A 26,076-nucleotide genomic window follows, 5' to 3' on the forward strand; every position below is an offset into this window, starting at 1 on the left:
TATGAAGCGGATAAATCCGGTGGGAATGGCTCCTGCCGGATTTTTGTGTGAATATTTGAAACGGACAGAGAAGACGTTATTTTACGAAAAACAGACCTTTTCCGGTTGTTTCGGACACAGAAGTCCTTATTTTGTTCATTACAGCCTAATATGAGCGGAAATTGGACAATTAGCGGCATCTCAGTCCGCGTGGCCTGGAGAGATAATCTAATCCGCTCCAATAAGGGATCTCCTGTCCGCATCAGCCGTAACCGTATCTGCGCAGGGAGGTCCCTTTGGCTGTTCAGCTGCCTATTGCCCGTCAGTTTGGGCTTTGAGAATCCGCAGCCCTTTTGGCAGATGGTTTTTTAGCTGCCCGGAGCTGGCTTTGCCCCAACTGACTGGCAGTCCGTCCACAGTTACCAGGGTCCAGCCGTGCAGTTCAGGGGGAACGGGAAGGCTCTCACCGCGCAGCCAAGCCTGAATGTCCTGACTGTCAGCCGCCAGATTGTAACTGCGTGCCGCTTGTTCCGGCTGGAGAGCCATCGCCAGGGCGTGTGCCGGTTCAATGCGGTTTTTTTTCAGATGAGCAATGTGCAGCCCCGCACGGGTACCTTCAGCCCTTCCAAGAGGCCTGTATGCAAGCCGGCGCTGAATGCTTCCGGGAGCAGGTACAGGGATTCTCCGAATAACAGAGGCACGCCCTGTCCGGCAAATCCCGGCAGCTCGTCCGCTGCCCAGCTCATAAATTGCTGGAAGGCATCGCGGGCGGTGGAAGGCAGCTTGTGGCTGGTTTTGCCCCGACCGCTGCCGCGTTTATTGCGGCCTGGTGCGTCCTCTTCAGAGGCCGCCTTGCGGAGCAACGCGACGAAATGGCCTTCGCCTTTTTCCAGATGAGGCCATAAGCGCTTCTCAGCAATCCGCTCCATATCAGGGTAATGGTCCAGAAACCGTGATATCGTCTCCTCATTTTCTTTGCGGTTGAAAGTACAGGTAGAGTAGGCCAGGCTGCCCCCGGTTTCAGCATAATATAGGCATCCTGGAGAATATCCCATTGTCTTGCCGCACACATCTCTACATGCTCCGGGGACCATTCGCCGATGGCGGCGGGGTCTTTGCGGAACATTCCTTCGCCCGAACAGGGTGCATCCAGCATAATCCGGTCAAAAACCTCCGGAAAACGGCGGGACAGCTCTCCCGGAGCTGCGCTGGTTACAACGGCGTGGGAGATGCCAAGACGTTCAACATTCTCCGCCAGAATTTTTGCCCGTTCCGGATGAATCTCATTGGAAACGAGCAGCCCCTGGCCCTGCATCAGAGCAGCGATATGGGTAGTTTTGCCGCCTGGAGCTGCCGCAAGATCAAGCACCGTCTCACCGGGGCGGGGGGCCAGCAGTTCGGCTGCGGACATTGCGGAGGGTTCCTGAATATAATATAATCCGGCGGTATGATAAGCATGCCGTCCCGGCCGGGCGGGTTCCTCATAATAATATCCCGAAGGACACCAGGGTACTGGCGTCAGGTCAAACCGGACAGCTGTGTGTTCAGCCGCTGCGCGGCCTGAAAGCGAGTTGCTTTTGAGCGTGTTGAACCGCAGACCCTGGGTCCGCCGCTCAGTGTAGCTCTCCAGAAAAGCGTCCGCCTCCTGCCCCAGCATCTCTCTAATGCCGGCAGTATAAGCGGCGGGGAGCCGTTCTTCATTCATATATCATTTCTCCTTATGTCAAAAATCAAAGATAGATTTCAGGTTCTTCTTAGTTGCTGTTTCAGGTGGATACCGATAAAATCAAGGTATGGGAACTAAGCGTACCTGTAAATGTACATATATACAACTATATCATAATTGCCGGGTCTCATCGTAAAGGGGCAATTGTAAAGGGGAATGCCTTATGAACTTGCTGCAAGCGCTATTCTTCCCGCCGGAGCAACCCGGTGGTGTATCTTCCATGATCCCGTATCTGCAGGAACGCTTCCGTTCAAGCCGCTGGGATATGGATTTGTTCTGGCTGCCCAAGCGTATCCGCGGAAAGGGGCGTGAAGAGGTCAGTTTTGAAACCTTTGACTGGACCCTCTATGGCGAAAGTCCTGTGGTGCAAAAATATATTCAGACCTACAAGGATTATATATGGTGGACCAAGCTGCGTATGAGCAAAAACTATGATCTGATCCATGCCCATCATCCGATTGCGGGACTGGCGATGAAAAGAATCTATCCCGGGGTCCCGCTGATTCAAACTTTGCATTCCAGCTATGAACGCGAGTTGATTCTGAACGGCGTTATTCTTGAGGGCGGGCCGGAGCATCAATTTCTTGTCTCGATTTACCGCGAACTGGAGCATGTCAGCGACCGGCTCATGACGGTGTCACGCTCTTTTGCCGACTACCTGGCCCCATACATTGACCGGCCTGACAGGATCGGAGTGATTCCGAACGGTTTTGATGAGAAAAGATTCAAGCCGGTGCCGCATGACAACGACATCCCGCAGCTGGTAACCGTAACACGTCTGGTACCGGCCAAGGGAATAGACACCTTGTTCAAAGCCTGCGCCGAGCTGAAAAAACGCAATCATGAATATGTCCTGCATATTATCGGTGACGGTCCTTCCCGTGCAGAGCTGGAGCAGCTGGCGCAGAGCCTGGGCATTTATAATGAAACTATATTTTACGGCTATACGCTGCATCCGGAAGAATTTATGCCGTTCTTTGATATTTTTGTGCTGCCGTCCCGCGCGGAAGCCTTTGGGTCGGTGTTTGCGGAGGCGGCGCTCAGCTGTCTGGCGCTGGTAGGCACTAATGTAGGCGGAATTCCGGAACAGATTGAAGACGGGGTGAACGGCCTGCTGGTTGATCCGGATGATGAGGTGGCCCTGGCGGATGCCCTGGAAAAAGTGATCAGCGATCCCGGGTACCGCTACGAGCTGTCCCGTTCGGCCTGGGATAAAGCAAAGAGCTTATATTCATTAACACGAGTAGCCAATGAGCTCAAAAAAACCTATCTGCAGTATCAGCCGGGAACGAAAGGGTGAGGAGATGATTCCTTTTCGTTTTCTGCATGCCGCAGATCTGCATCTGGACAGCCGTTTTGCCGGACTGGCGCAGCTTCCGCAGGCTATACGCTCCTATTTAAGAGAGTCCACCTTTGCCGCCCTCGGGCGGCTTGTTAGCGTAGCGGTTCAGGAAAAAACCGATTTTGTGGTCATCAGCGGGGATGTCTACGATATATCGGACGCTTCACTGCAGGGACAGCTGCGCTTTCAGGAGGCGCTTCAGGAGCTGGGGAAACACGGCATAGCAGTGTTCCTGATTCATGGCAATCATGATCCGCTGGACGGCCCCCGCCTCAGCACTGAGCCTCCGGGGCATGTGACCGTATTCGGCGGCAGTGAACCGGGACAAGCTGTTGCACGGCGCCGCAGTGATGGCCGGGAGGTTGCTGTAGTCAGCGGGATTTCCTATCCTACCGCCAAGGTGACAGAGAACACGGCCTTGCAGTTTAAACGCAGGCCGGGAAGCGATTTGTACCATATTGCTCTTTTGCACGGGAACGTCGATGGAGATCCCCAGCATGAGACTTATTCCCCCTGCAGCCGCAAAGATCTGATCGGGCGCGGTTACGACTACTGGGCGCTCGGGCATATACATAAACGCAGGATTCTGCATGAGCAGCCGCCGGTTGTATACCCGGGGAACATCCAGGGTCGCAGTGTCAAAGAGACCGGTCCAAAAGGCTGTTATGTTGTGGATGTGAATGAAGCAGGTCAGGCAACCCTCAAGTTTCATGAATTGGATGCTGTCCGCTGGCATGTCCGTGAACTCTCCATTGACGGCCTGGCGGATGAAGCGCAGTGGGCCGGAGCCGTGGAACAGGCTGTGGAGGAGGTCAGGGACGCGTTTCCGGAGCTGATGTCGGTGGTCCGCTTCCGGCTGACAGGACGAGGCGCTGTACACAAAGCGCTGGCTGAGAAGGGCGCGGCAGAGGATCTGCTCGCTGAATTGCAGCGGCGGGAGGCTATACGCGCAGAACGCAAAGCGTACGCAGGTCTGGTCTGGACAGAAGGCTTCGCACTGGAGACAGGACTGGCTGTTGACCGCGGGCGACTCGTTCAGGAGGACAGCTTTCTTGGTGAAATGCTGCGGCTGGCCGGGCGGAGTGAACAATCTTCTGCCGGGCTGGAGGAGCTGATGGACAGTGCGCTCAAGCCGTTGATGGAGAGCCGTGAGCTGCGCAGAATGCTTGCTTCTGTCTCACCGGAGGAGAAGCTGGGCTGGCTGAGAAATGCAGCCGAGCTTGGAATTACCCTGCTTGCAGGGATGGATGAGCATACCGGAGCCATGCTGGCCGGGGGCGGAAATCAAATGGAAGACAACAAACGTCAAGAACAGCTCCAGACAGATGCTGGAATACTGCCAGACCGGCCAGATGTGTCTCTTGTCTCACAGGAAGGTACAGATGAAACGGCACGGACTCAGGCGGTGAAGCCTATCCGGGAGGAACGGGGGGATGCCGGATGAAAATAGAGGAACTGCAGATTGGCGGTTATGGCCGCCTGCATAACCGTGAAATGAAGCTGGACAGCGGGGTAAGCCTGCTCTATGGCCGCAATGAAGCCGGTAAAAGCACTACCTTGCAGTTCATACGCGCTATGCTCTTCGGCATTCCGGGCAGAGTGAATCCCCAGGAGCGCTATGAGCCTGCGCAAGGGGGGCAGCATGGCGGAATGCTTGCAGCGCGTGACAGCGAAGGCGGACAGTGGAGAATCCGCCGGTATATGACAGGCGGAGAGACACCGGGCAGAAGTGAAAAGCTGCACATTACGGTTAGTCATCCCGATGGAAGAACCGAGGAAGCAGGCCAAACGGAGATGGAGCGGCGTTTGCTTGGCGGCATTTCCCGCAGTATGTTCCGCCAGCTGTTTGCTGTGTCGCTGGATGAGCTGCAGGAGCTTGGCGCGCTGCAGTCCGAGGAAATGAGCAGCTATCTGTTCCATGCCGGTATGGGGGGCGGCGGTGAGATTATGCGGGCCGAGCGGCGGCTGCAGCAGGATGCGGAGAAGCTCTACAAGCCGCGCGGAAAGGTGCAGGAAGCAGCCAAAATCCTGCAGTCGATAGAGAAGCTGGAGCGGGAGGCGGCCGAAAGCCGCTCCTATCTGTTGCGATATAACCAGAATATTGCGGCTTTGGAAGCCGTAGAGCTGCAGTTGGCTCAGCTGGAAGACCGCCGGCGGATCGCTGCCGGCAGGCTTGTTCACTTGCGCAAAGCCCAGGAGATCCGTGAACTGTGGCTGAAATGGAGCGAAGCGAAGCTGGAGCTGGCTGAGCTTCCGGTTATCGCTGCTTTTCCTGAGGATGGGGCCGCCCGCTGGCGGACCCTGGAGTCAGAAGTGCAGAATGTCGAAGGGGTGGTATTCCGTCTGCAGAGGCAGCACCGCGATCTTGCCGCTGAACTGGCGAAGCAGCCGCCGGATGAACGCCTTCAAGCTCAGGGACCGCAGCTCGAAGCTCTGGACCGCCGGCGCAGCAGCTATGAAGACAAGAAAGCCGAAGCGGAGCGCCTTGCGGCTGAACTTGATGCGCTGCAAGAGCATCTGGAACGCATTCTGCGCGGAATCGGGGCAGGCTGGGGCAAGGCCGAGCTGGCGGGCTTCTCCGCTACGGCGGCAGACCGTGAAGCTGCACGGCGTTTTGCGGCAGGCTTCAGCGCGTATGACCGCCGCATGGAAGCCCGTGAAGCGGAGCGGCAGACGCTGCGCTCCCGCCTGGCTGCTGCCGCCGCTTCGCTGCAGGCGGCAGACCGGGCCCTGGCGCGCGAGCACGCCGCCGGTGCCGCCGATTTCGCGGGCTTAGCCAAGCGCAGCCCGCGCGAGCTGCTGCAGCTCTGGGACGAGCTGCAGCTGGCTGCCGAGCGCTGGCGCGAAGCGCAGCTCGGCGGTGAGCCGCTGCGCGGCCGCGGCGCCGCAGGCAGCGGCACCGGCAGTGCCGGGCGCCGGGCGCAGCGCTACCGGCGCATGCTGCTGGCGGGCGCAGCGCTTACGCTGCTGCTGCCGCCAGCGCTGTGGCTGACCGGCGCACCGCCGGTCAGCGCCTGGGCCGCGCTCGGCCTGCTGGCCGCAGCGGACCTGGCCCTGTGGGCCGCCCTGCGCGCGGAGCGCAGGGCGGACGCGGCCCCGCCGGGGCACGGCGGGGAGGGCGATGCCGCCGCAGCGGAGATGCGGCGGCTGCGGGGCTGCTGCTCTCCGGCGCGGAGCCGGAGAGCGGGCTTGGCCGGCCGGGGCAGCGGCAGCGGCCGGCGGGAGGCGCAAGCCCTGATGCCAGCGGGCTGGAGGCCGGGATGAAGGAGCTTCGCAGGCTCATGGACGCCTGGAACGCATGGCGGCAGCGCATGGACAGGCTGGCTGCCGAACGGGAGGCCTGCCGGGTGGAGCTGGACTCGCTTTCGGGACAGGAGCATGCACTTGCCGCAGAACTGGAGCAGGCTGAGGCTGATTTCACAGCGCTGGCGGAACGTTATGAGGAATGGCTGCATGAATGCAAGCTGCCTGAAGGCCTCTCGCCTGAGAGCCTCCCGGATATCTTCTCATTGGTGGAGCAAGGCAATGAACTGCTGCGTCAGGAGCATAAGCTTGCTGTGCGTCTGAGTGCTTTGAAATCCGCGTGCTGTTCCTTTGAGCGGGAAGTATCAGCATTAATGAATGAAGCTGGTGTTGGAGCCGGGCAGATGGAATGGGCTGGAATGGACTTGGATACACCGGCTGAAGCAGGCCACCATAACTTGTCTACAGATGATCCGGTGAATGGATTGGACCATTCTGCCGGAGCTGTTCAAGCTTTTCGAAGCTCGGACGGTGTTGCTGCTCCCGACCGGTCAGATGCGCCCAATGCCGCTGCGGCAGCCGGTCTTGAACCTCCATTTTGGGATTCTAAGACTACCGCTGTCTCAGCTTCTCCGCTTCAACAGCAATTTGAAGCTGCGGGTTTATCTCTTCTCAGCTGGCTGGAATTGAGAAAGCGGGAGTGGGATCTTCTACAGGTGGAACTGCTGCGCCGGGAAGGAATGAACGCCCGGCTGCTGGAACTGCAGGAAGAGCTGGCAGTGAGCAGCAGGGAATTGGAGGAACTCTCACGCCGTTCCAGTGAGTTGCTGCACGAAGGCGGGGCTGCTGACGGTGAGGAATTTCTGCGGCGGTCAGCGGCTGTGCAGCAGCGCGCCGAGTTGACGAAATCGATCCGCCAATGGGAGCTGGCCATGTTCGGGGGCTGGGAGAATCAAGCTGCTGCGGAGCTGATGGCACTGCTGGAGACTCATGACGCATACACTCTGGAACAGGAACGGAATGCTGCGGAGGAGACTGCGGTTAGTATTGAGGATGAGCGCAATGCTATGCTGCAGCATCGGGGCAAGCTGCTGCAGGAGCGTGAATATTTGCTGGAGCGCGGGATGGAGGATTCAGTCCTCCAGCAGCTGGAGGAGCAGCGGGCGGCGCTGCGGGTAATTGCAGGCCAATATGCAGTAACAGCATTGGCGGCTGAGCTTATGGGCAGAACGCGCCGTATCTATGAGCAGGAGAAGCAGCCGCAGGTGCTGCTGCTGGCTTCCGAGTATTTTGCCAAACTGACGGAAGGGGAGTACCGGCGGGTAGTAATGACACCCGGCAACAAGGAGCTAAAAGCGGAGCACAGAAACCTGGGGCTGCTGGACAGCGGCCTGCTCAGCCGGGGAACGGCGGAGCAGCTGTACCTGGCTATCCGGCTGGCGCTTGCGGAGACGATGTCACGGCAGGCGAATCTCCCGCTGCTGTTCGACGACCTGTTTGTTAATTTCGATGAACGGCGGCTGCATGCGGCACTCGCCCTGCTCGGCGAGCTGTCCGCAACCCGGCAGATTATCATGATGACCTGCCACCGGCATGTGGTTGATGCGGCAGCCAGGATCATTCCCGCAGCGTCGGTTATTCCCGTCTAGCCATGCTTACCTCACCATCGTGCGATAAAAAAGCGCCTTAGAAAACTCATATTTCGAGTCACATGGAAAGAAAGGTAAAAATGCTCTTGGCCCCTCATCCGCAGGAATCGTCCCCGCCCGCAGGAATCATCAGAATCAAAGGTAAAAATACCTTTGATTTCGGCACTGCGGATGGCCAAGTGGAAAAAAGGAGCTTAATTTCCTCAGAAATAAACAATCGTGAGGATTAAGTGGAAAAAGGGAACTTAATTCGGTGATATTCCCTTATTTGGAGCGAAGTGGGCTAAATTAGTGTACCTTTTTCCACTTAGCTGCCCGGGTTGCTTGATGCTCAGACAAATTAGTGATACTTTTTCCACCTAACCAGTAAACGAAGTGTCGGGAAGATACTTATTCTCTATACACAACCTTCTTGACACTAGGAATCGTCGCAATCAAAGGTAAAAATACCTTTGAGTCGTCCCCGCCCGCGGGAATCGCCCCAATCAAAGGTAAAAATACCTTTGAGTCGTCCCCGCCCGCAGGAATCGCTGCAATCAAAGGTAAAAATACCTTTGATTCCGACGATACGGTTCCCGGATTTGATCCCTATCATATCCCAGTATCTGTACGGTGCGCGTTCACATCCCGCAGCAGCCGTTATTTCCGGGTAATCCGGATTACGGGTTTAACGGCGACGATAGTGATCCCCTTACCGTCCGTGCCGGGGGGATCTGCCGGGCGCGGGGGCGGGGACATCGGGGCACGCAGCAGCATTATGACCCATACTAGCGACACCGCGCCGAAGATGGGATAAAATATAGACAGCAGTGAGCTGAAGCCAAACTGGCTGAACACGTAGCAGATCAGCATCAGGAGTGGAGTCACAAGGACGGGGGCGACCGGCAGGCGCTGCTGAAGCTGTACACTGACACCGTAGATGTCGGCTACAAAAGTGCTGAAGATCTCCATGAAAATCAGCAGCAGATAGATACTCTGTACGGCGGGGCCAAGGCGGATGGCGATGGTGCCCATCGGGATCTCATATTGAAGGGTGCCCGGCATTTGCGAGCTCATGGCAAAATGTGCCGCGAGCAGCAGGAAGCCGATGCCTATTCCTCCGAGAATGCCGCCCCGCAGCAGAGCTTGTTCATCATTGGTATGCCGGGCCAGCGGCACCAGTACGGCTTGAGCCATTCCGAGATTGAACGCGGTATAGAGCAGGGGGGACATCCAGGCGCCAAAGAAGCTGTGATCCGTCGGAAGGAACAAAAAGCGTTCCGCACCAGGCACGCCCAGTGTATTAAAAATAATAATTAGCGACAGAGTAAGCATTAGCGGCACCACCAGGCTGTTGATCTGCAGGATACCTGAAATTCCGCGCTTCAGCAGCAGGTAGGAACCCAGAAGGGTCAACAGCAGACCTGCCTGATAGGGCATTCCGAGATGCTCCTCAAAAATAGCCCCGGCCCCGGCCAGCATAATGCTGTTCACGCCAATCAGGATAATCATGGTGAACAGGCTGATGCTTCTCCCGGCACGTTCACCGAAAAGATGGCGGTTGAAATCCTCATAAGACTCTGCTTGAACGCGCCGGGCGATGATCATCATTTTGGTCCCGAGCCAGATAAACAGGACGGTGGAAAACAGGATGGTCAGCACCGCCCAGTGTCCATAACGTGTGAAGAAACGGAGGATTTCCTGGCCGGTAGCAAAACCGGCGCCTACGATAGTACCAATATAGGTGAAAGCGATTTGCAGTGTGCGGACATGGGATTTCATGGCTCCCTCCTTAAAAGTGCTGCCAAGATAAAAATAGCTATACCAAAGGATAGCCTTGTGCAGTCCATATAGTACAGGTTATGATGTTGAGCAGAAGGACATGACTTCCGCCTAATACTTATATGAAGTGGTTACAGCGGAATGTCTGGAATTATAAAGGGTAATGGAGGTTCATAACATGGAATTATTGAAACAACGGATTTTGGAGGAAGGGGTCGTCCTTTCCGATCAGGTGCTGAAGCTGGATGCTCTGCTCAACCACCAGGTTGATCCTATGCTGACGATGGAAATGGGACGGGAGTTTGCCGGGAGATTTGCTGATGCTGGAGTTACCCGTGTGGTTACCGTGGAATCCTCGGGTATTGCCGTGGCATTTGCCACCGCTTATGAAATGAAGGTGCCGCTGGTTTTTGCCCGCCGCAAAAAAACGCTGCTCGCTGATCCGGATGCGCTCTGTGAAAGAGTTCCTTCGTTCACCAAAGGCATCGTTACAGACATCATGCTCTCCCGGCAGTTTATCTCCCCGGATGACAAGGTGCTGTTTATCGATGATATCATTGCTAACGGCGATGCTGCGCGTGGTCTGATCAAAATCATCCACCGTTCCGGTGCCGAACTGGTCGGACTCGGTGTAGTTGTAGAAAAAAGCTTCCAGGCAGGGGCCAGAACCATTCGGGAACAGGGGATCCGGCTGGAGTCGCTTGTCCGCATTATGTCATTGAGTGACGGGAAAATTGTCTTTGACGAATAAAGGGTGACAATTAGAGGAAGTTAGCCTATTTTTAAAACATCTGCTTTCCACTCTATAACTTTTCCTTTATAATAAACATTAGACATGAGAGAGGAGGCGTCACGATGGGGAAAGAACCGGTGACAGAGCAATTTTTTATTGATAAACTAACCGAGGCCAAGGATCACTTCGAACGTGCGCTGGATTGCAAACATACGGAATTCGACGACCTGTATCCCTATATGATCGAACATCCTCAGTTTTTCTGGTACAAACGTTACGTCGCTTGGTCTGAGCTTCTGACCATCACGAGTCTGTGTGAAGAGCTGTCCTTCAACTGGAGACAGAAATTCAGTGATCATCAGGTGGAGTATTTGGAGCAACGTGTGATGTCCGCTAAAGTTCTTGACTTCTGGTTTGAGAAGAATGAAGCGCTGATATAGAACTTCATAAGATATAAGGATTGATCTGCAAGCAACTAGACCCGGATGAGTACTCATTTGGGTCTTTTTCACGGCTGGATTAGGGAATGGACGTGTTGGAAAGGAAAGGTGACTTCAGGCTTATGATCAGTGATGAACAGCTGGATGCGTACCGGATTTCCGGTGAGAAGATACGGGTTGTACGCGACGGATTGGAGAGCAATGATGTAAAAGGGATTGTGCTGGCTTGGGACGAGTCTCAAGTGATGATCCGCCGGCCCAATAAGCGGGTTGTGAAGCTGGACCGCAACTATATCTACCAGCCCTTCGCCGAACCCCGACAAGAGCCGGAGAGTATATAATATACAGCAGCACTAACAGCCCCGTCCGATTATAGGACGGGGCTGTTAGTGCTGCTGGCAGGTCTTAAATCGATAAGGCCATCTGCTCCACCGCTTCTTCCCTGGGAAGCACATTAAGCTCAGGATTCAGACCGAGATAGGCACGCATCCGCAGCATCATTTCATTACGGAAGCCGGGCCATGGAATATTCATCTCTCCGGCATAGCCGCGGCAGGAATACTTGGCCTCTACGCCACGCTGGTCCTGGCGGACGGTTGTGATCTTCAGATTATGCGCGGTGAGCTCACGGGTGACCTCCTGCAGCATAAGAGAAGTCTTCTTCGTTGCACCAGACACCAGCTCCATATACAACTGCGGTGTCTTGAACAATCCGCTCTTGCCGATGACCCGGCAATCGCGTTCAAATACTTTATGAATGAACGTCAGCAGCAAATAGCTTCGGACAAGTGACTTTTCATCTTTGGTTATATCTTCTGGGATCAATGGTGTATTTAGTGTACTTCTCTTGGTAGTCGCCATATAAATCACCTCATTTATAGTATGCGAACCTTTGTTCTCATTATACTCCTAACAAGCAAATAAAAGCAATATTTATACAGAAATTTATGCCAATAAAAATAATTGCGAAAAAATATTGACTCAATGAATCCTGCGTGGTATGATCTATCTTGTGGCCGCGAAAGCGAGTCCAATGATATGCGGTCGTGGCGGAATTGGCAGACGCGCACGGTTCAGGTCCGTGTGGTAGCAATACCGTGGAGGTTCGAGTCCTCTCGACCGCATCAATTTAACAATGAATGAGCTCTTGAATTTGTCTTTGTGACGGTTCAGGAGCTTTTTACATATTTTTGAGTTTTAGGCTAACACCCAATCTGGCACAACTGTGCTGAAGATAGTGAAAACGAATCCGCCGCAGTTATGCTCTTTCAGGACTATCCAGTCTATTATAGATATATTAAATCCTTTATTTAAGTTTTTTTGTATGAATAAAGGATATAAAGAGTCTATAAAAGTTATAATAGGAGGACGATAGAATTGGCAATTCAACATGCAACAGATCAGAATTTCAATCAGCTGGTTCAGGGAAACGGAGTAACGGTAGTGAACTTTTGGGCTTCCTGGTGCGGGCCGTGCAGAATGTATGCTCCTATTTTGGAGGCTTTTGCAAATGAGGCAGAAGGGAAGGTTAGTGTCATTAAAGTCAATGTGGATGAAAATCCGGTTACGTCTGCCCAATATAGCATTATGAGTATCCCCTCTACACTTATTTTTCAGAATAGCACATTAAAATATAAGGAAACGGGGATTCTTCCGGCCAGGACTCTGCGTACCCTGGTTACAGGAGAAGCTGAATGAGATATGACTGTGCCATTATCGGTGGAGGGCCGGCGGGATTAAATGCGGCTTTGGTGCTCGGCAGAGCGAGGCGGAAGGTGATTTTGCTCGATAACAACCGGCCCAGAAACGCTGTAACTCATGCCTCTCACGGTTTTATTACCAGAGATGGTGTCACACCGGCCGAATTCCGGCGTATAGCTTATGAAGAGGTGCTGCGGTATCCGTCGGTTGCTCACCATTCCAGCCAAGTCACTGATGTTCGCCGAACCGGTAATGAATTTTCAATCGTCACGGAAGACGGGCTATCCTTCACGGCACGCAAGCTGCTGATCGCCACGGGGCTGCGTGAGATTTTCCCGATATTCCCGGGTTGAGTGAGCATTATGGAAGAAGTTTGTTCAATTGTCCCTACTGTGATGGCTGGGAGCTTCGGGATCAACCGCTTATTGTGCTGTCTGACCAGCCGGGAGTGTTTCATATGGCCAAAATTCTGTATAACTGGAGCAAAGACTTGATTGTTGCCACAGGCGGGGCAGATGTGCTGACAAAAGAGCAGCGGGAGCTTCTTGCGTCCAGAAATATTAGGATCATTGAGCAGCCTGTCACAGTATTTATAGGCAGTGAAGGTAAGCTGCAGCAGGTGGAATTTGCAGATGGAACGCGGCTTGGGCGGACCGGGGGATTTATTGCTCCGCGGCTGCAGCCGAAGGCGGCTTTTCAGGCACAGCTGGGTTATGAAGTGACAGAGACGGGCGGAATTGCCACGAATGAGATGGGGAAAAGCTCAGTACCCGGAGTATACGCTGCCGGAGATGCCTCCTATGTGATGCCCTCGCAATTAATCTATGCTGCTGCCCAGGGCAGTAAGGCCGCTATGGCGATCAACATGGAGCTGACGGAAGAGGAGTTTGCGTCCAGATAAATTCGGTGATCTCAAAAATTGTTAAGGCCGCTGAGAGGCAGGCAATACCAGCGGCTCACAGATAATGCTCCAAGCCGCAGGTACCCGCTCGGGATCAGAAAGTATAATTCCCGGCTCTGGTGAAATGGTATAGTGAGCCTCTTAGCGGGCTTTTGGCGATGGCATCAAGGATAGAATAGTCCATAATTGTTTTTTCCCTTTCCGGTTGAATTCACTTCTGCTATCTTGAAGAAGCAATAATACAGGCTGGAAGGATGACAAGCTAATGAAAATTGAAGCGTTAAGTCAGGACAGAAGAGACGAATTTTTGAATTTTTGCCGGAAATACCGGGCGGAGGTTGATGAATCCTTTTTATATGAAGAGGACCTTGCTGAGTTTGAGCTGTCTGAAGAGAACCCCACATATGTTGCGATAAATGCAGAGGGAACGCTGGTTGCAGCAGCTTCGCTGATTTTGAACGATTACAACCGCAGAGGGCGGAAAGGCCGTTTTCGGATTTTTCAGGCGGATACAGCTGATCAGGCGCTTTACCGGGAGCTGCTGCAAGCCATTCTACCGCATACGGCAGGTCTGGATAGGCTGGATATATTTGTGCCGACGGTGAATACAAGAGAGACGAACAATATGCTGGCTGCCGGATTTGTCGTGGAGCGCTACTCCTATTTACTCGTCAGAGATGAAGAGAGCATTCCCGATTTCAGCTTGCCCAGCGGGTACGAAATTAAGCCCTTACGGCCTGGAGCCGATGAGTCTGTCTGGTGTGAGGTGAGAAATGCCGGCTTTGCCAAACTTAAAGGAAGTGAAACGCCGGCCACCCCGGAGATGGTAACTAAGATGATCTCCGGCAATGACTACATTGCCAACGGCTTATTAATCCTCTACCATAACAGCCGGGCGGTCGGAATTGTCCGTGGAGCCGATGATGACTACGAAGGCTCACCCATCATGAACATTGGCCCTTTGGCTGTACTGCCGGAATATCAAGGGAAGGGGCTTGGAAGAATTCTGCTCAGAGCGGCACTGCAGTTCGCCAAGGAGCAGTCATACACGCAAACTGTATTATGTGTAAATGCTGAAAATGAGCGTGCCCAGGCACTGTATATCGCAGAGGGCTTTAAGCAGGTGGAGGCTGCTGCCTGCTTCACATATGATCTGACAGCTAAATAGAAGTAATGATAAAGCGCCTGGGAAACCGGGCGTTTTTTGACATCAGAATTTACACTTGAGGAAGGAGAATGCCTTTGTTTGTAGAAATTTTTGTAGCGCCAATATAACAGTTACAGAAAGGGACATTCCAATGAAAACACTGGTCATTGTTGACGATGAGCCTTCGGTGCTGAACGGATTGCGGAGCTATGTGGACTGGGCGGGGCAGGGGATCGAGCTGATTGGCACGGCGGATGACGGAGATGCGGGACTTGAGATGATCAAGGCGCTGAAGCCGGATATCGTGCTGACCGATGTGCAGATGCCGGCGATGGACGGCATCCGGATGGCGGCGGAAGTGCGTGCGGTGCTGCCTTTCACCAAAATCGTGTTCATCAGCGGGCATAACGATGCCGATTATTTGCGGTCTGCGCTGCAGATCCACGCGGTGGATTACCTCCTGAAGCCCATCCGCCGCAAAGAGCTGGCCTCTGTCATGGGCAAGGTGACGGGAGCGCTTGATGCGGAAGCAAGGGAACGCAGCCGTGTGAAAGAGATGCAGGCCAAGCTGGCCCAGAGCCTGCCGCTGCTGCGTGAACGGTTTCTCCTGTCTGTAATCAGTGACCGCATTAATCCGGCGCATATCCGGGAGAAGCTGGAGTTTCTGGATTTGACGTTGTTATCTGCAAGCGATTACATCGTCATCGTCATTATGATTGATGATGTGCCGCAGGTACTGGATACCCGCAGCGAGCAGGATAAGCAGCTGCTTTCCTACACGGTGCTGAATATTATACAGGAGTTAATCGACAAGCAGATGCGGGGCATTACCTTTGAGAAGCAGCCCGGAGAGTATGTGGGAATTCTGCTGACCCGGCAGCTGGATGACGGAGATGCGGAAGAGGCTGAGGAGGTTCAGTCTCCCGAGCAGGAGCTTCTCCTGCTGGCGGAATCCATCCGTGACAATCTGCGGCAATGGCTGAAGCTCAGTGTGACCATCGGGGTGGGCGAGGGCGTCAGCAGCTTGCCGGAATTGCCGTTGTCCTATAAGCAGGCGAGAGGTGCGGCAGACCAGAAATGGTATCTGGGCAAAAACCGCATCCTTTCGATGGACAAGCTGGAATCCGCTGAGCATCTGCGGTACCGCTATGAAGCGGAGTGGAGTGAACGGGTGCTCACGGCATTAAGGTCAGGAGACCGGGAGCGAACCTTGAGCGAGCTGGAGCAGATTTTTGCACGGCTGGAGCAGAACCGCGGGCAGGGCTCCCGTTATGCCCAGAATGTCAGCCTGCATCTGATCCTGCAATCCGGGCAGGTTATGCTTGAGCTGAACGGGATGTCAGAGGACTGGGAGCAGAAGGAGATGGAAGCCTGGAAGCAGGTAATGCGCCAGGAAACGATACATGATTTGCTGCAGTATACTGCGGCATATCTGCAAGAGGTTTGCGATTACTCCCGTTTGAAGCGTAGTGGAAAAGCCAGCGAGGTTATTGAACGGGTACGCTTGCTGATCGGGCAGAGATATTCCGAGAATTTAAGCGCAGCGGACATCGCTGAAGGCGTATATCTCAGCCCTACCTACGTCAGACTGCTGTTCAAGCAGGAAACCGGAGAAACCTTATTTGAATATCTGACCAAGGTCCGGATAGAGCAGGCCAAAAACCTGCTGAAAGATCCGCAGAATAAATTGTATGAGGTCTGTTATGCGGTGGGTTATACCGATCCCAGCCACTTCAGCAAGCTGTTCAAAAAAATAACGGGATGTACACCAAGCGCATACAGGGAGCAGCTGAAATGAGGCCGCCTGAACTCCTGCGGGAACAAGCCGGGCAGAACGGGGTGTTTGCCTTATGAAAAAAGCCTGGGCTTATCTGATTGGACTCAGTCAGGGGATTCTCTCTGCGAAAAATTGGCTGCTTGCCTATGCCCTGCTCATTCTGCTGCCTGTGTCGATTATGCTGGGCACCTTTTATCAGCGCTCCAATGATGTATTGGAGAAGGAAGTGACCCGCACGATGCAGCTCACCCTGAAGCAAGCGGGAATGAACCTGACCTATAAGCTGAACCATATCCGCGACAGCAGCAACTCCGTCTTCATGAACCAGATCCTGTACGACAATCTGCTGCAAAAGGACAAGATTACCGATCAGCTGGGCCAGATCAGGGAGCTGCGGAATCTTGCCGAAACCGCCCAGGAGAATGAGGATATTTTCCGGCTGCGGTTTTTTGTTGAGGCTTCCCGGATGTACGGCGGTGACCGGATTAACCTGTATCCGCTGGCAGATATGGACCAATACCCTTGGTACGAAGCTGTGAAGGAGGCTGGCGGGGGCATTGTCTGGACGGGAGTATATCCGGAAATCTATAACGATTATGGGGAAAAGAAGATTTTCTCTGCCGCCCGGCTGCTGCGCAACCCCCGGGACTATGAGGAGATTGTCGGCGTTTTGGTGATGGATGTTTCTGAAACGCTGGTGCAGGAGATTGTGTCGGAGCTGCAATTCTCGGAGAAGTATGCACCGTATCTGCTTGACGGGCGCGGCAGGCTGATCTATGGAACAGCTGGACCTGACGGTGAGGAACCCGGTGCAGAAGCAGGCTCCGAGCAAGAGATGAACCAGCTTCCCGAAGACGTGCTTAGCGCCATCAGCCATTCTGAAGAAGGAGTTGTAAAAAGAACCATTGGCCGCGACAACGTAAATGTGGTATACACCACTGTTGGCACGACAGGCTGGAAGCTGGTGGCACAGGTATCGGAAGCGGAAATCTCGCACCGCGCCACGGCGCTTGGCCAGTTCACCAGTATTGCAACCCTGGCGGGGATTACGGTCATGTTCCTTGTGCTGGTGTTTGTGCTGCTGATGTTCATGATCCAGGGCGTACAGCGCCGGGTGCAGATGATCCTGCGCATGATCCGCAAGGAGGGGATCGGGTGGCTGGAGGAGCGCCGGTCGATGCCGGACGGGGATTTCCGCCTGCTGGAACGCAGTGTTGATCATCTGATACATAAGGTCAACAACCTGGTGGAGGAATCCTATCAGGCAAAGATACAGGAGCGTGAAGCCCAGCTGAGGACGCTGCAGGCCCAGATCAATCCCCATTTTCTCTACAACGCCCTGGATATGATTAATTGGTCAGCGATTTCCCATAATGCCGAGGATACCAGCGAAATGATCGAGGCGCTGGCCCAGTATTTCCGGCTAAGTCTGAACAAAGGCCGCGATAATGTCAGCATTGAGGATGAACTGGAGCTGGCGCGGGTGTTCCTGGAGATTCAGCAGAACCGTTTTCCTTCTACCTTCACGTTTTCTATCCAGGCTGAGCCTGGCCTGGAGTCTTATATCATCCCCAAGCTGACGCTGCAGCCGCTGGTAGAAAACGCATTGCTGCATGGCATACGCAAGACGAGATCCAAACAGGGGACGATTGAAATCTCGGTGCGTCTGGAGAACGGCGATGTTGTGCTGACTGTGGCGGATGACGGCATCGGGATGGACCCGAAGCAGGCGAACCGCCTGCTGCTTGAACCTGCCGCCGGACAACAGGCGGATGGGATGGACGGTTCGTTCGGATTATACAATGTGCATGAAAGAATCCGTTATTTTGCCGGAAACCGCTATGGCCTGTCCATTGAAACGGAACCGGGCGCGGGCACAGTGGTAAGGGTTAGCGTGAAAGCTGTTATAAAAAAATAAAGTATCCCGCTAGTTTTCCCAAAGCTCGATCAGCCGGCCTTCAGGATCTTCAATCCAAATAAACTGTCCAATTTCACTGCTCTCTTTTTTCTTTGCAAGGGGTACACCGATACGTTCAAGATGTTTAATCGTCTTGTCTAGATTATATACTTGGAAATTTAACATCTCTTGTTGTTCTGTTGGAAAATAACTGTCCCATTCCAATCTTCTATTTCAACCTGCAACACTTCACTGTACCATTTTTTTATAGCTTCAAGATTTTTGGTTCTCCAAAATATTCCTCCGAAACCTTTGATCATCGTATCTGACTCCTGCCTGTTAAGCGCTTTCGGATTTACAGTCGCCAGAGACCAGAAATAATCAGATTACCCTCTACAAGCCGTTTCCCGTTCCCCGGTATAATCAACTCACAAGCATATGGGGGGTGAGTGACTTGGGCGCAGGTGCCACGGAGTTGAACCGGAAGAGCAGAGCAGCCGCAGCCAGAAGCAGGTCCGCAAGCAAGTGGAGAATCGCCTGGAGGAACAGGGACTATTATATGCTGCTGATACCCGGTCTTTTGTTTTTGCTGCTGTTCAAATATACGCCTTTGTATGGAGTACTGATCGCCTTTCAGGATTTTAATATTTTTGACGGCATCAGAGGCAGTGAATGGGTGGGGCTGGAGCAGTTTCACAAGCTGGTCCAGTCCGAAGAGTTCGGACAGGTATTCATGAATACGCTGCTGATCAGCGTGTATAAGATCGTGCTGCTGTTTCCCGTTCCGATAGTCATCGCACTGGTACTGAACGAGGTGCGGCTGATGTTTTTCAAACGAACGATCCAGACGATTATCTATCTTCCGCATTTTCTGTCCTGGGTTATTATTTCAGGATTGTTCGTGACGATTCTCTCGACCTCAGGGGGGCTCGTCAACAACATCATCCAGTGGTTCGGCGGTGAGCCGGTCAGTTTTTTTGTCAGCAACCAGTATTTCCGCAGTCTGGTGGTCTTCACTGCCGGGTGGAAGGAGGTGGGCTGGAATGCCATTGTCTTCATTGCCGCTATCGCCGGGATTGACCAGGAGCAATATGAAGCCGCTTCCATTGACGGGGCAGGCCGGATCCGCCGGATGCTGTATATCTCGCTGCCGGGGATTCTGCCTACTGTGGTGCTGATGTTCATTCTTCGCCTGGGCTCCGTTCTCGATGCCGGGACCGAGCAGATTCTTACCATGTACAATCCGGTAGTCTACGAGACGGCTGATGTCATCGGAACCTTTGTATACCGGATCGGCCTTGGCAAAATGGACTATAGCTTCAGCACGGCAGTCGGATTATTCAACTCGGTCGTAGGTTTTATTCTCATTGTCTCCGGCAACTATATCAGCCGCAAACTGCTGAAGCGCGGGATCTGGTGAGAAAAGAAAGGAGCAGGACAACAATGACAAAACGGACCAAAGGCGATCTTTTGCTGGATATCGGGGTATATGCGTTTCTGATTGCCCTGGGACTGATCATGCTGCTGCCCTTGGCGAGTGTCTTCTCCAAAGCCGTCAGCGAAGAGTGGGCGATCACCTCCGGCAAAGTGGGCATTCTGCCCGTAGGGTTCCAGCTCGATACCCTGATGCAAGTCATTTCCTCATCCGTGTTCATCAGGGCCTTCTGTATATCCGTCGGTGTTACCGCCGTTGGGACCCTAATTTCTATTCTGATGACGGCGCTTACAGCCTATCCGCTGTCCAAACGCAATCTTCCCGGCATTTCCTTCTGTATGGTGCTGTTCATCTTCACGATGCTGTTCAGCGGGGGATTGATTCCCAATTATCTGCTGATGCGCCAGCTGCACCTCGTAGACAATCTCTGGGTGCTGATTCTGCCGGGAATGATCAGCGTGTTCAACATGCTGGTGATCAAAAGCTATTATGAAAGCCTGCCTGAAGCACTGGAGGAATCGGCACGGATCGACGGGGCGAAGACCTATACCATTTTGTTCCGGATCATTCTTCCGCTCAGTATGCCCGTGATCGCCACTATTGCACTGTTCTATGCCGTGGGCTACTGGAACGATTATTTCGGCCCGATGATTTACATTAATGACACCGCGCTTAAGACGCTGCAGCTCTACCTGCAGGATGTGGTGATGGACGCAAACAACGCGAATCTCACGAATAAAAGCATAGATGATCTTATGAATATGTCGCCTGAAGGCATCCGCGCAGCCACAGTCGTTGCATCCACGGTGCCGATCCTGCTCGTATATCCGTTTATGCAGAAGTATTTTATCAAAGGGGTGCTGATTGGCTCGGTGAAGGGTTGACCTGCGGATTTTAGAACTTATGGGGAGGTTTAATTCATATGATAATGATAAACAGAAAATGGTTGTCACTTGTGCTGTGTGCGGGGCTTGCGGCATCGATGGCCGGCTGCGGTTCATCCGGCAATACGAACAAGGAAGGGGCGGCAGGAGGTACTGCGGAGCAAACAGCCGGTGCGCAAAAAGAGGGCGGCTCCAAACCGGAGCTGAAAACGCTTAATATATGGTCAAAGGATGATTATAACACGTATACGCTGGCTAAGGTGGTGGAGGAACAAACGGGCTATAAGGTTAAATACGAAATGCTGCCTGCCGACAAGGCGATGGATAAGCTGAATCTGCTGATTTCCTCCGCCGAGCCATACGATGTCATTACCATCACAGGGGAAAAGGCCGCCTATACCGACTATGCCAAAATGGGCGCACTCGTCGATCTGACGCCGCTGATTGATAAGTATGGAGAGAATATCAAAGCTTCCATCTCTCCAGAATCCTTCGAGGCCATGAAGGTGGACGGCAAAATTTACGCCATTCCGAACCGGACCTCCGAGTTCGTTGGCAGCAGTCTGATGATCCGTACGGATTGGCTGGATAAGCTCGGCCTGAAGATGCCCGCAACACTGGAGGAATTGACCGCAGTCCTGAAAGCCTTTAAAGAAAAAGACCCTGGCGGCAACGGGGATAAAGGCGCTCCGCTTTCCATTGACGGTGCACTGGCTACGATGGTTAATGTAACCGGAGCTTTCGGCATTGCCACGGGCTGGAGCGAGGTGGACGGTAAACTGGTCGCGGCTCCGCTGCAGCCGGGGTTCAAGGAATATCTCAGCTATGCGGCAGACTTGTATAAACAGGGATTGCTGGATAAGGAATTTGCCGTGAACAAGGACGCAACGCTGAAGGAAAAATTCACCAGCGGCCGGGTTGGTGTGATTCCGCTTCCGTGGTATGACATCCCGGGCATTGCCGATGCCTTGACCAAGAACTTCCCGGATGCCAAATATGCATATGTTCCCGCCCTGAAGGGCAAGGACGGGCAGGCAGGCCTAGGGATGAGCGGCGGCTTCGACCGGCTGACGTTTATTCCGAAATCCTCGAAGCACCCGGAGGATGCGATAAAGTGGATCAACGCCAAGCTGGATAAAGATACCTTCAAGCTGATCGCCATTGGCGAAGAGGGCAAGCACTTCACCTACAAAGACGGTGTATACAGCCCGATTCTGCCCCTGTTCACGGATGAGCGCGGGCTCGCGAGCAACTATTTGACCGGGATCGATGAAAAGCTGTATCCCGTCTACTGGCAGGCCCGTGTCCAGAAAGACCCGCGTTTGTTCGCAGGCTTCACCTTCCTGAACAGCGAAGTTCCGGCAGAATACCGGATCTCCGATCCGCTGGCGCTGGCGCCGTCCTTACCGGAATATTCGAAGAACAACGCGTCGCTGAATCAGATGATCAATGATTTTGCCGTCAAAGTGATTGTGGGCGAGGAATCTACCGACGCCGTGGCGGCGTTCATCGAGAAATACAACGCCGCCGGCGGAGAAGCCAGCAGCAAGGAAGTCAATGAATGGTATGCTTCGGTGAAGAAATAGCGGGAGGGAAGCGCATGGGCAGTTACAGAATGAACAGCGAAATACCGCTTCAGGATTCATGGGATGTTATTGTTGTGGGGGGAGGTCCGGCCGGATGCACCGCCGCTGCCGCGGCGGCGCGGGAGGGGGCCAGAACCCTGCTGGTTGAAGCCACAGGCAGCCTGGGCGGAATGGGGACCTCGGGACTTGTCCCGGCGTGGTGCCCATTCTCTGATCTGGAGCAGATCATTTACCGGGGGCTGGCTGTGAAGGTGTTCGAGTCCCTCAAGGCGCAGATGCCGCATGTCCGCAAGGATGCTATGGACTGGGTACCGATTGACCCGGAGAAGCTGAAGGTTATCTATGACGACCTGGTCCGGGAGCCGGGAGCAGTCGTTCAGTTCATGACACAGCTTGGGGCGGTGGATACAGATGACAACGGCAAGGTGACGGCGCTGATTACCGCCAGCAAGAATGGACTCCAGGCACTCCAGGCCAAAGTGTATATTGATTGTACGGGTGATGCGGATGTTGCCGCTTGGGCGGGAGCGGAATATCTCAAGGGAGATACGCAGACCGGCGAGCTGATGCCTGCCACACACTGCTTCACCCTGGGCAATGTGGATGAGTATGCTTATCTCAATGGTCCGCTGCTGCACAGCAACAACAAAACCAGTCCGATCTATGACATCCTCAAATCGGGCCGCTATCCCTGATTCCCGATGCGCATATCTGCAACAACATTATCGCCCCCAGAACGGTGGGGTTCAACGCCGGACATTTATGGGAAGTGGATAATACGGATGCCGGGTCCATATCGGAGGCCCTGATGCAGGGCCGCAAGCTGGCTGCAGCCTACAGGGACGCGCTAGCCGAATTTATACCGGCTTCTTTTGGAAGCTCATATGTAGCCAATACGGGATCTTTGATGGGTGTGCGGGAGACACGGAGAATTACCGGAGATTATGTGCTTAGTGTTGAAGATTATGTGGCCCGCCGCAGCTTTGCGGATGAAATCTGCCGCAACAGCTACTTCATAGATATTCATGGAACGGAGAAGGAAGAAAAGCTGGCCGGAGGCAAACCGGAAGTCATTAAACGTTATGGTCCGGGGGAATCGCACGGTATCCCTTACCGCTGCCTGACACCCCGATCTCTGAAAAATGTATTGGTCGCCGGACGCTCCATTTCTTGTGTACGCGAGGTGCAGGGCAGTGTCAGAGTGATGCCGGTCTGTCTGGCCATGGGTGAAGCTGCCGGAATCGCAGCTGCCATGGCCTCCGCACAGCCAGCGCCTGACGTCCACGCAGTAGACATCGCTGCGCTCCGCAGACGTTTGCGGGAGGAGGGCGCGTATCTGCCGGATACGGAAGCTGAAACGGCAGCAGCGGAATCTTTTCCTGAATTACCGCTTGAGTGAACGCTTCATCAGGATGGCATTGATCTCCCCGCCGGCCAGGATGATGATGGAGCTGATATACAGCCAGATCAGCAGGATCATCACCCCGCCGAGACTGCCGTAGGTTTCGGTGAAATTACTGAACTGGTTGACATAGACGGAGAACAGGATAGAGGTTATGATCCAGCCGAGGGTGGCAAACATCGCGCCGGGCATAACCTCTTTCAGCGTGAGCCTGCGGCTGGGGGCAATCCAGTAGAGCAGGGTGAATACCAGAAACATGACAAACAACGGGACGGCATATTGCAGCAGGTCCCATATTTTTTGGAAGCCGTAGGGCAAATCGATGAGCAGAAAAACCTGTGTTTTCAGCCAGGTGCCGAGCACCAGCAGCAGAATGCTGAGCAGCACCACCAATCCGATGAACAGGGTAGCCAGAAAGGCAATGGCACGTATTTTCCAGAACACCCGGCTCTCTTCGATATCATAGGCACGGTTAAGGCCTTTGATAATAGCATTGATTCCTTTGGAAGCCGCCCATAACGTAGCCAGCATCCCGAAGGACAGCAAGGCCTGGCTGCGGCCCTCCGCCACATCCTTCAGAATTTCCTCGATAATGGAGATAGCCTCTGCAGGCATGATCTGCTCCAAATCACGAATTTTGTCCTCTACTGAAATATGGGCATAGCCAATCAGGGTCATGATAAAAATCAGAAAAGGGAATAAGGACAGGATCAAGTAGTAAGTAAGCTGCGCGCTGATCCCCTGCACATCATCCAGTTTCATCTTTTGGTACAGCTGTCTGAAAAAAGAAAATGCTCTTCCGGCGGCGCTTTTCTTCATAATGCCCTCCTCTGCTTATCCTATAATATGCTTATCGGATATATTTAACTCAACCGGGCAGTTTGAATCAGCAGGCGAAGGGGAGATACGATTATGCCGTTACCTCCGGACCCTATTAACTTGAACTCCGTAATCTTCATTGTCGATAAGATGAATTTGCTGATTGCACTTTATGCAACAGAATGCTTATTATTCTGCGCTGAACCTCATTCTATTGTATTTCGTGCAGTAGATTTCTTGATTTTGAGTCAAAAGCGCCATTTTCGTACGATTCTGCTGTACAGAGTGCAACGGATTCCATATTCCCGCTAGATTTGGGGGTTTCTATTGTAAAAAGTACAATTGAATGCAGATTAGCTTCGTATATGCTTCAAATCGTTTATTTCAGGGGCAAAAGCTCCGGTTTTTGCTCAATCCAACCTACCGGCTGCGGCAAATTCCTGTTCATATATGGCTTGCACCTTGGACAGGACCCTGGAGCTGTATTCTGCGAACTTCAGCTCAGTTACCTGATCCTTGATCAGAAAGACGCCGGGCAGTTTGCTGTGCCGGCCTAGGGCCGCATTGTACAGCAGTCCGGCACCATGGCTAGGATGCGGGAAGAACAGCTTCATAACCGGCTTCAGCCAGAATGGCAATCCCGAGTCCTTGCCGCTGCGCAGCGTGTTATTGGCTCCCGGGTCTGCGCTCCGGATCATAATTCCTGCTGCGGCCAGCTGTGGCGCAAGCTCCCGGGTCCAGAGGGAGAGGGCCAGCTTGGAGGCGGCATATGGGCCGAGCAGCTTTTTAAACTTGGTGGGATGCTCCAGTGTCTCCGGGTCGAACTGCCTCACAGTCATAGCGGCATTGGAGGAAGTATTGACGACAGTTTTCAGCTGTCCCTTTTGGAGAAGCTCTTGAAGCTCCATGGTGATGATATACGGCACTACGGTCTGCAGTTCGAAATGCAATTCCCGTCCCTGTTTGGAGTAGAGCAGCTCAGGAAAGCTGCCGCCCGCATTGTTGAACAGCAGATCGACCTGCTGCTCCTGCAGCCTGATCTCATTCAAGGCGCGTCTTAGTGCGGTGAAATCACTGAGGTCGGCTTTGTAGATCCGCAGCTGTTTGCTTTTGACAGCCCCGCTGACCAATGAATCGTCACCGGGAAAGCTGGAACGGATCAAGGCGATAATCTGCCAGCCTTCTGCCAGCATTTTACGGGTCAATTCCAGTCCAATTCCGTTGTTTGCTCCTGTAATAAGCGCAGTACCGCGGTGTTGTTGTCCTATAGTCATTTGTCATTTCTCCTTTTGGATTGAGTCTGGGCTGGCGAAATTAACAACTCTGGCCTGCCGTGATTGCGCTCAGTGTATAACTTGGAGCTGACTCCAAGTCAAGAGGAGAATTTTGGATTGTTTAAAATACAGCCAGTTTATGCCCAAATCGATCAGGCTGACAAAACGAAACGCTCAATACATTTCCTTAATCCTTCATCATCATGGGCTAAGGCGACCACATCCGCATGAAGTTTTACTTCCTCAGGGCATTTCCCATCGCCCCCCCAGCCCGGCGTGTTATTAAATATTTAGATAAGTTTTATAAGTTATACTAAGGAGCGGATTTTTCCCGGCAAAAGCCAGACATAAAAATAAAGTTGACTTGGAGTCAGCTCCAA

At 53.4% G+C, this 26,076-nt stretch carries 19 protein-coding genes, 1 tRNA gene and 3 pseudogenes; 17 read left to right on the forward strand and 6 right to left on the reverse strand.

The window, feature by feature from the left end; genetic code table 11:
* Window positions 1–291: 291 nt before the first annotated feature.
* Window positions 292–1,684: pseudogene (locus JI735_RS21835) on the reverse strand (RsmF rRNA methyltransferase first C-terminal domain-containing protein).
* Between the two features lie 184 nt (window positions 1,685–1,868).
* Between JI735_RS21835 and JI735_RS21840 the strand changes: the two are divergent.
* From JI735_RS21840 to JI735_RS21850, 3 genes are read left to right on the forward strand one after another with little or no spacing between them, the layout of a single operon-like run.
* Window positions 1,869–3,005, forward strand: a complete 1,137-nt coding sequence (locus JI735_RS21840) for a glycosyltransferase family 4 protein (protein WP_039836516.1) — start codon at window positions 1,869–1,871, stop codon at window positions 3,003–3,005.
* 4 nt (window positions 3,006–3,009) lie between these two features.
* Complete coding sequence (locus tag JI735_RS21845) at window positions 3,010–4,491, forward strand: metallophosphoesterase family protein (RefSeq protein WP_083886789.1); 1,482 nt, start codon at window positions 3,010–3,012, stop codon at window positions 4,489–4,491.
* On the forward strand, window positions 4,488–6,311 hold the full coding sequence (locus JI735_RS21850) for an AAA family ATPase (protein ID WP_202676431.1): 1,824 nt from the start codon (window positions 4,488–4,490) through the stop codon (window positions 6,309–6,311). Before JI735_RS21845 ends, JI735_RS21850 begins: the two co-directional genes overlap by 4 nt.
* Before the next feature lie 2,267 nt (window positions 6,312–8,578).
* Here the strand turns inward: JI735_RS21850 and JI735_RS21855 are convergent.
* Window positions 8,579–9,700 carry a YkvI family membrane protein gene (locus JI735_RS21855; protein ID WP_039839659.1) on the reverse strand — a complete coding sequence of 374 codons (1,122 nt, stop codon included), beginning with the start codon at window positions 9,698–9,700 and terminating at the stop codon, window positions 8,579–8,581.
* Window positions 9,701–9,878: 178 nt separating this feature from the next.
* Between JI735_RS21855 and JI735_RS21860 the strand changes: the two genes are divergently transcribed.
* The 3 genes from JI735_RS21860 (at window position 9,879) to JI735_RS21870 (ending at window position 11,214) form a co-directional block, all read left to right on the forward strand.
* Window positions 9,879–10,451 carry a xanthine phosphoribosyltransferase gene (locus JI735_RS21860; RefSeq protein WP_039839656.1) on the forward strand — a complete coding sequence of 191 codons (573 nt, stop codon included), beginning with the start codon at window positions 9,879–9,881 and terminating at the stop codon, window positions 10,449–10,451.
* Window positions 10,452–10,555: 104 nt separating this feature from the next.
* Window positions 10,556–10,873, forward strand: coding sequence for a hypothetical protein (locus tag JI735_RS21865; protein ID WP_020433779.1), 318 nt, complete (start codon window positions 10,556–10,558; stop codon window positions 10,871–10,873).
* Between the two features lie 122 nt (window positions 10,874–10,995).
* Window positions 10,996–11,214, forward strand: coding sequence for a hypothetical protein (locus JI735_RS21870; protein WP_039839655.1), 219 nt, complete (start codon window positions 10,996–10,998; stop codon window positions 11,212–11,214).
* 64 nt (window positions 11,215–11,278) lie between these two features.
* Here the strand turns inward: JI735_RS21870 and JI735_RS21875 are convergent, their stop codons facing one another.
* Window positions 11,279–11,734, reverse strand: coding sequence for a YhjD family protein (locus JI735_RS21875; RefSeq protein ID WP_046502698.1), 456 nt, complete (start codon window positions 11,732–11,734; stop codon window positions 11,279–11,281).
* A 179-nt stretch (window positions 11,735–11,913) separates the two neighbouring features.
* Here JI735_RS21875 and JI735_RS21880 point away from each other — a divergent pair.
* The 6 genes and pseudogenes from JI735_RS21880 to JI735_RS21905 all read left to right on the forward strand — a co-directional run bounded on the left by JI735_RS21880 (window position 11,914) and on the right by JI735_RS21905 (window position 18,317).
* Window positions 11,914–11,997 (forward strand) — tRNA-Leu (locus JI735_RS21880).
* Window positions 11,998–12,250: 253 nt separating this feature from the next.
* Window positions 12,251–12,571 carry a thioredoxin gene (gene trxA, locus JI735_RS21885; RefSeq protein ID WP_039839653.1) on the forward strand — a complete coding sequence of 107 codons (321 nt, stop codon included), beginning with the start codon at window positions 12,251–12,253 and terminating at the stop codon, window positions 12,569–12,571.
* Window positions 12,568–13,475, forward strand: a pseudogene (locus JI735_RS21890) (NAD(P)/FAD-dependent oxidoreductase). Before trxA ends, JI735_RS21890 begins: the two are co-directional and overlap by 4 nt.
* A gap of 265 nt (window positions 13,476–13,740) precedes the next feature.
* Complete coding sequence (locus JI735_RS21895) at window positions 13,741–14,643, forward strand: GNAT family N-acetyltransferase (protein WP_051052341.1); 903 nt, start codon at window positions 13,741–13,743, stop codon at window positions 14,641–14,643.
* A gap of 130 nt (window positions 14,644–14,773) precedes the next feature.
* A complete protein-coding gene (locus JI735_RS21900; protein WP_039839648.1) occupies window positions 14,774–16,420 on the forward strand; it encodes a response regulator transcription factor in 1,647 nt (548 codons plus the stop codon).
* Between the two features lie 52 nt (window positions 16,421–16,472).
* A complete protein-coding gene (locus JI735_RS21905; RefSeq protein WP_039839646.1) occupies window positions 16,473–18,317 on the forward strand; it encodes a cache domain-containing sensor histidine kinase in 1,845 nt (614 codons plus the stop codon).
* A gap of 9 nt (window positions 18,318–18,326) precedes the next feature.
* Here the strand turns inward: JI735_RS21905 and JI735_RS21910 are convergent.
* Window positions 18,327–18,616 (reverse strand): annotated as a pseudogene (locus tag JI735_RS21910) (VOC family protein).
* Window positions 18,617–18,855: 239 nt separating this feature from the next.
* Here JI735_RS21910 and JI735_RS21915 point away from each other — a divergent pair.
* The 5 genes from JI735_RS21915 to JI735_RS21935 are packed head-to-tail and all read left to right on the forward strand — an operon-like array spanning window position 18,856 to window position 23,600.
* Window positions 18,856–19,716 carry an ABC transporter permease gene (locus JI735_RS21915; protein ID WP_083886960.1) on the forward strand — a complete coding sequence of 287 codons (861 nt, stop codon included), beginning with the start codon at window positions 18,856–18,858 and terminating at the stop codon, window positions 19,714–19,716.
* A gap of 23 nt (window positions 19,717–19,739) precedes the next feature.
* Window positions 19,740–20,615: a carbohydrate ABC transporter permease gene (locus JI735_RS21920; protein ID WP_039839641.1), complete on the forward strand. Its 876-nt coding sequence runs from the start codon at window positions 19,740–19,742 to the stop codon at window positions 20,613–20,615.
* 38 nt (window positions 20,616–20,653) lie between these two features.
* A complete protein-coding gene (locus JI735_RS21925; RefSeq protein WP_051052339.1) occupies window positions 20,654–22,201 on the forward strand; it encodes an extracellular solute-binding protein in 1,548 nt (515 codons plus the stop codon).
* 14 nt (window positions 22,202–22,215) lie between these two features.
* Complete coding sequence (locus JI735_RS21930) at window positions 22,216–22,896, forward strand: FAD-dependent oxidoreductase (protein WP_202676432.1); 681 nt, start codon at window positions 22,216–22,218, stop codon at window positions 22,894–22,896.
* A 44-nt stretch (window positions 22,897–22,940) separates the two neighbouring features.
* The gene (locus JI735_RS21935; RefSeq protein ID WP_202676433.1) at window positions 22,941–23,600 is read left to right on the forward strand and encodes an FAD-dependent oxidoreductase; all 660 of its coding nucleotides are present in this window, start codon (window positions 22,941–22,943) and stop codon (window positions 23,598–23,600) included.
* Here the strand turns inward: JI735_RS21935 and JI735_RS21940 are convergent.
* Window positions 23,586–24,422, reverse strand: coding sequence for a YihY/virulence factor BrkB family protein (locus JI735_RS21940; protein ID WP_039839632.1), 837 nt, complete (start codon window positions 24,420–24,422; stop codon window positions 23,586–23,588). The two genes, JI735_RS21935 and JI735_RS21940, sit on opposite strands and share 15 nt — an antisense overlap.
* 410 nt (window positions 24,423–24,832) lie before the next feature.
* Window positions 24,833–25,696, reverse strand: a complete 864-nt coding sequence (locus tag JI735_RS21945) for an SDR family NAD(P)-dependent oxidoreductase (protein ID WP_039839627.1) — start codon at window positions 25,694–25,696, stop codon at window positions 24,833–24,835.
* Window positions 25,697–26,076 lie beyond the last annotated feature (380 nt).

It is taken from the genome of Paenibacillus sonchi (assembly GCF_016772475.1).
GTDB lineage: Bacteria > Bacillota > Bacilli > Paenibacillales > Paenibacillaceae > Paenibacillus_AQ > Paenibacillus_AQ sonchi.

Coding starts and splice junctions, on each gene's coding strand:
- JI735_RS21840 (WP_039836516.1), top strand. CDS start 1,869: ATGAACTTGCTGCAAGCGCTATTCTTCCCGCCGGAGCAACCCGGTGGT.
- JI735_RS21845 (WP_083886789.1), top strand. CDS start 3,010: ATGATTCCTTTTCGTTTTCTGCATGCCGCAGATCTGCATCTGGACAGC.
- JI735_RS21850 (WP_202676431.1), top strand. CDS start 4,488: ATGAAAATAGAGGAACTGCAGATTGGCGGTTATGGCCGCCTGCATAAC.
- JI735_RS21855 (WP_039839659.1), bottom strand. CDS start 9,700: ATGAAATCCCATGTCCGCACACTGCAAATCGCTTTCACCTATATTGGT.
- JI735_RS21860 (WP_039839656.1), top strand. CDS start 9,879: ATGGAATTATTGAAACAACGGATTTTGGAGGAAGGGGTCGTCCTTTCC.
- JI735_RS21865 (WP_020433779.1), top strand. CDS start 10,556: ATGGGGAAAGAACCGGTGACAGAGCAATTTTTTATTGATAAACTAACC.
- JI735_RS21870 (WP_039839655.1), top strand. CDS start 10,996: ATGATCAGTGATGAACAGCTGGATGCGTACCGGATTTCCGGTGAGAAG.
- JI735_RS21875 (WP_046502698.1), bottom strand. CDS start 11,734: ATGGCGACTACCAAGAGAAGTACACTAAATACACCATTGATCCCAGAA.
- JI735_RS21895 (WP_051052341.1), top strand. CDS start 13,741: ATGAAAATTGAAGCGTTAAGTCAGGACAGAAGAGACGAATTTTTGAAT.
- JI735_RS21900 (WP_039839648.1), top strand. CDS start 14,774: ATGAAAACACTGGTCATTGTTGACGATGAGCCTTCGGTGCTGAACGGA.
- JI735_RS21905 (WP_039839646.1), top strand. CDS start 16,473: ATGAAAAAAGCCTGGGCTTATCTGATTGGACTCAGTCAGGGGATTCTC.
- JI735_RS21915 (WP_083886960.1), top strand. CDS start 18,856: ATGCTGCTGATACCCGGTCTTTTGTTTTTGCTGCTGTTCAAATATACG.
- JI735_RS21920 (WP_039839641.1), top strand. CDS start 19,740: ATGACAAAACGGACCAAAGGCGATCTTTTGCTGGATATCGGGGTATAT.
- JI735_RS21925 (WP_051052339.1), top strand. CDS start 20,654: ATGATAATGATAAACAGAAAATGGTTGTCACTTGTGCTGTGTGCGGGG.
- JI735_RS21930 (WP_202676432.1), top strand. CDS start 22,216: ATGGGCAGTTACAGAATGAACAGCGAAATACCGCTTCAGGATTCATGG.
- JI735_RS21940 (WP_039839632.1), bottom strand. CDS start 24,422: ATGAAGAAAAGCGCCGCCGGAAGAGCATTTTCTTTTTTCAGACAGCTG.
- JI735_RS21945 (WP_039839627.1), bottom strand. CDS start 25,696: ATGACTATAGGACAACAACACCGCGGTACTGCGCTTATTACAGGAGCA.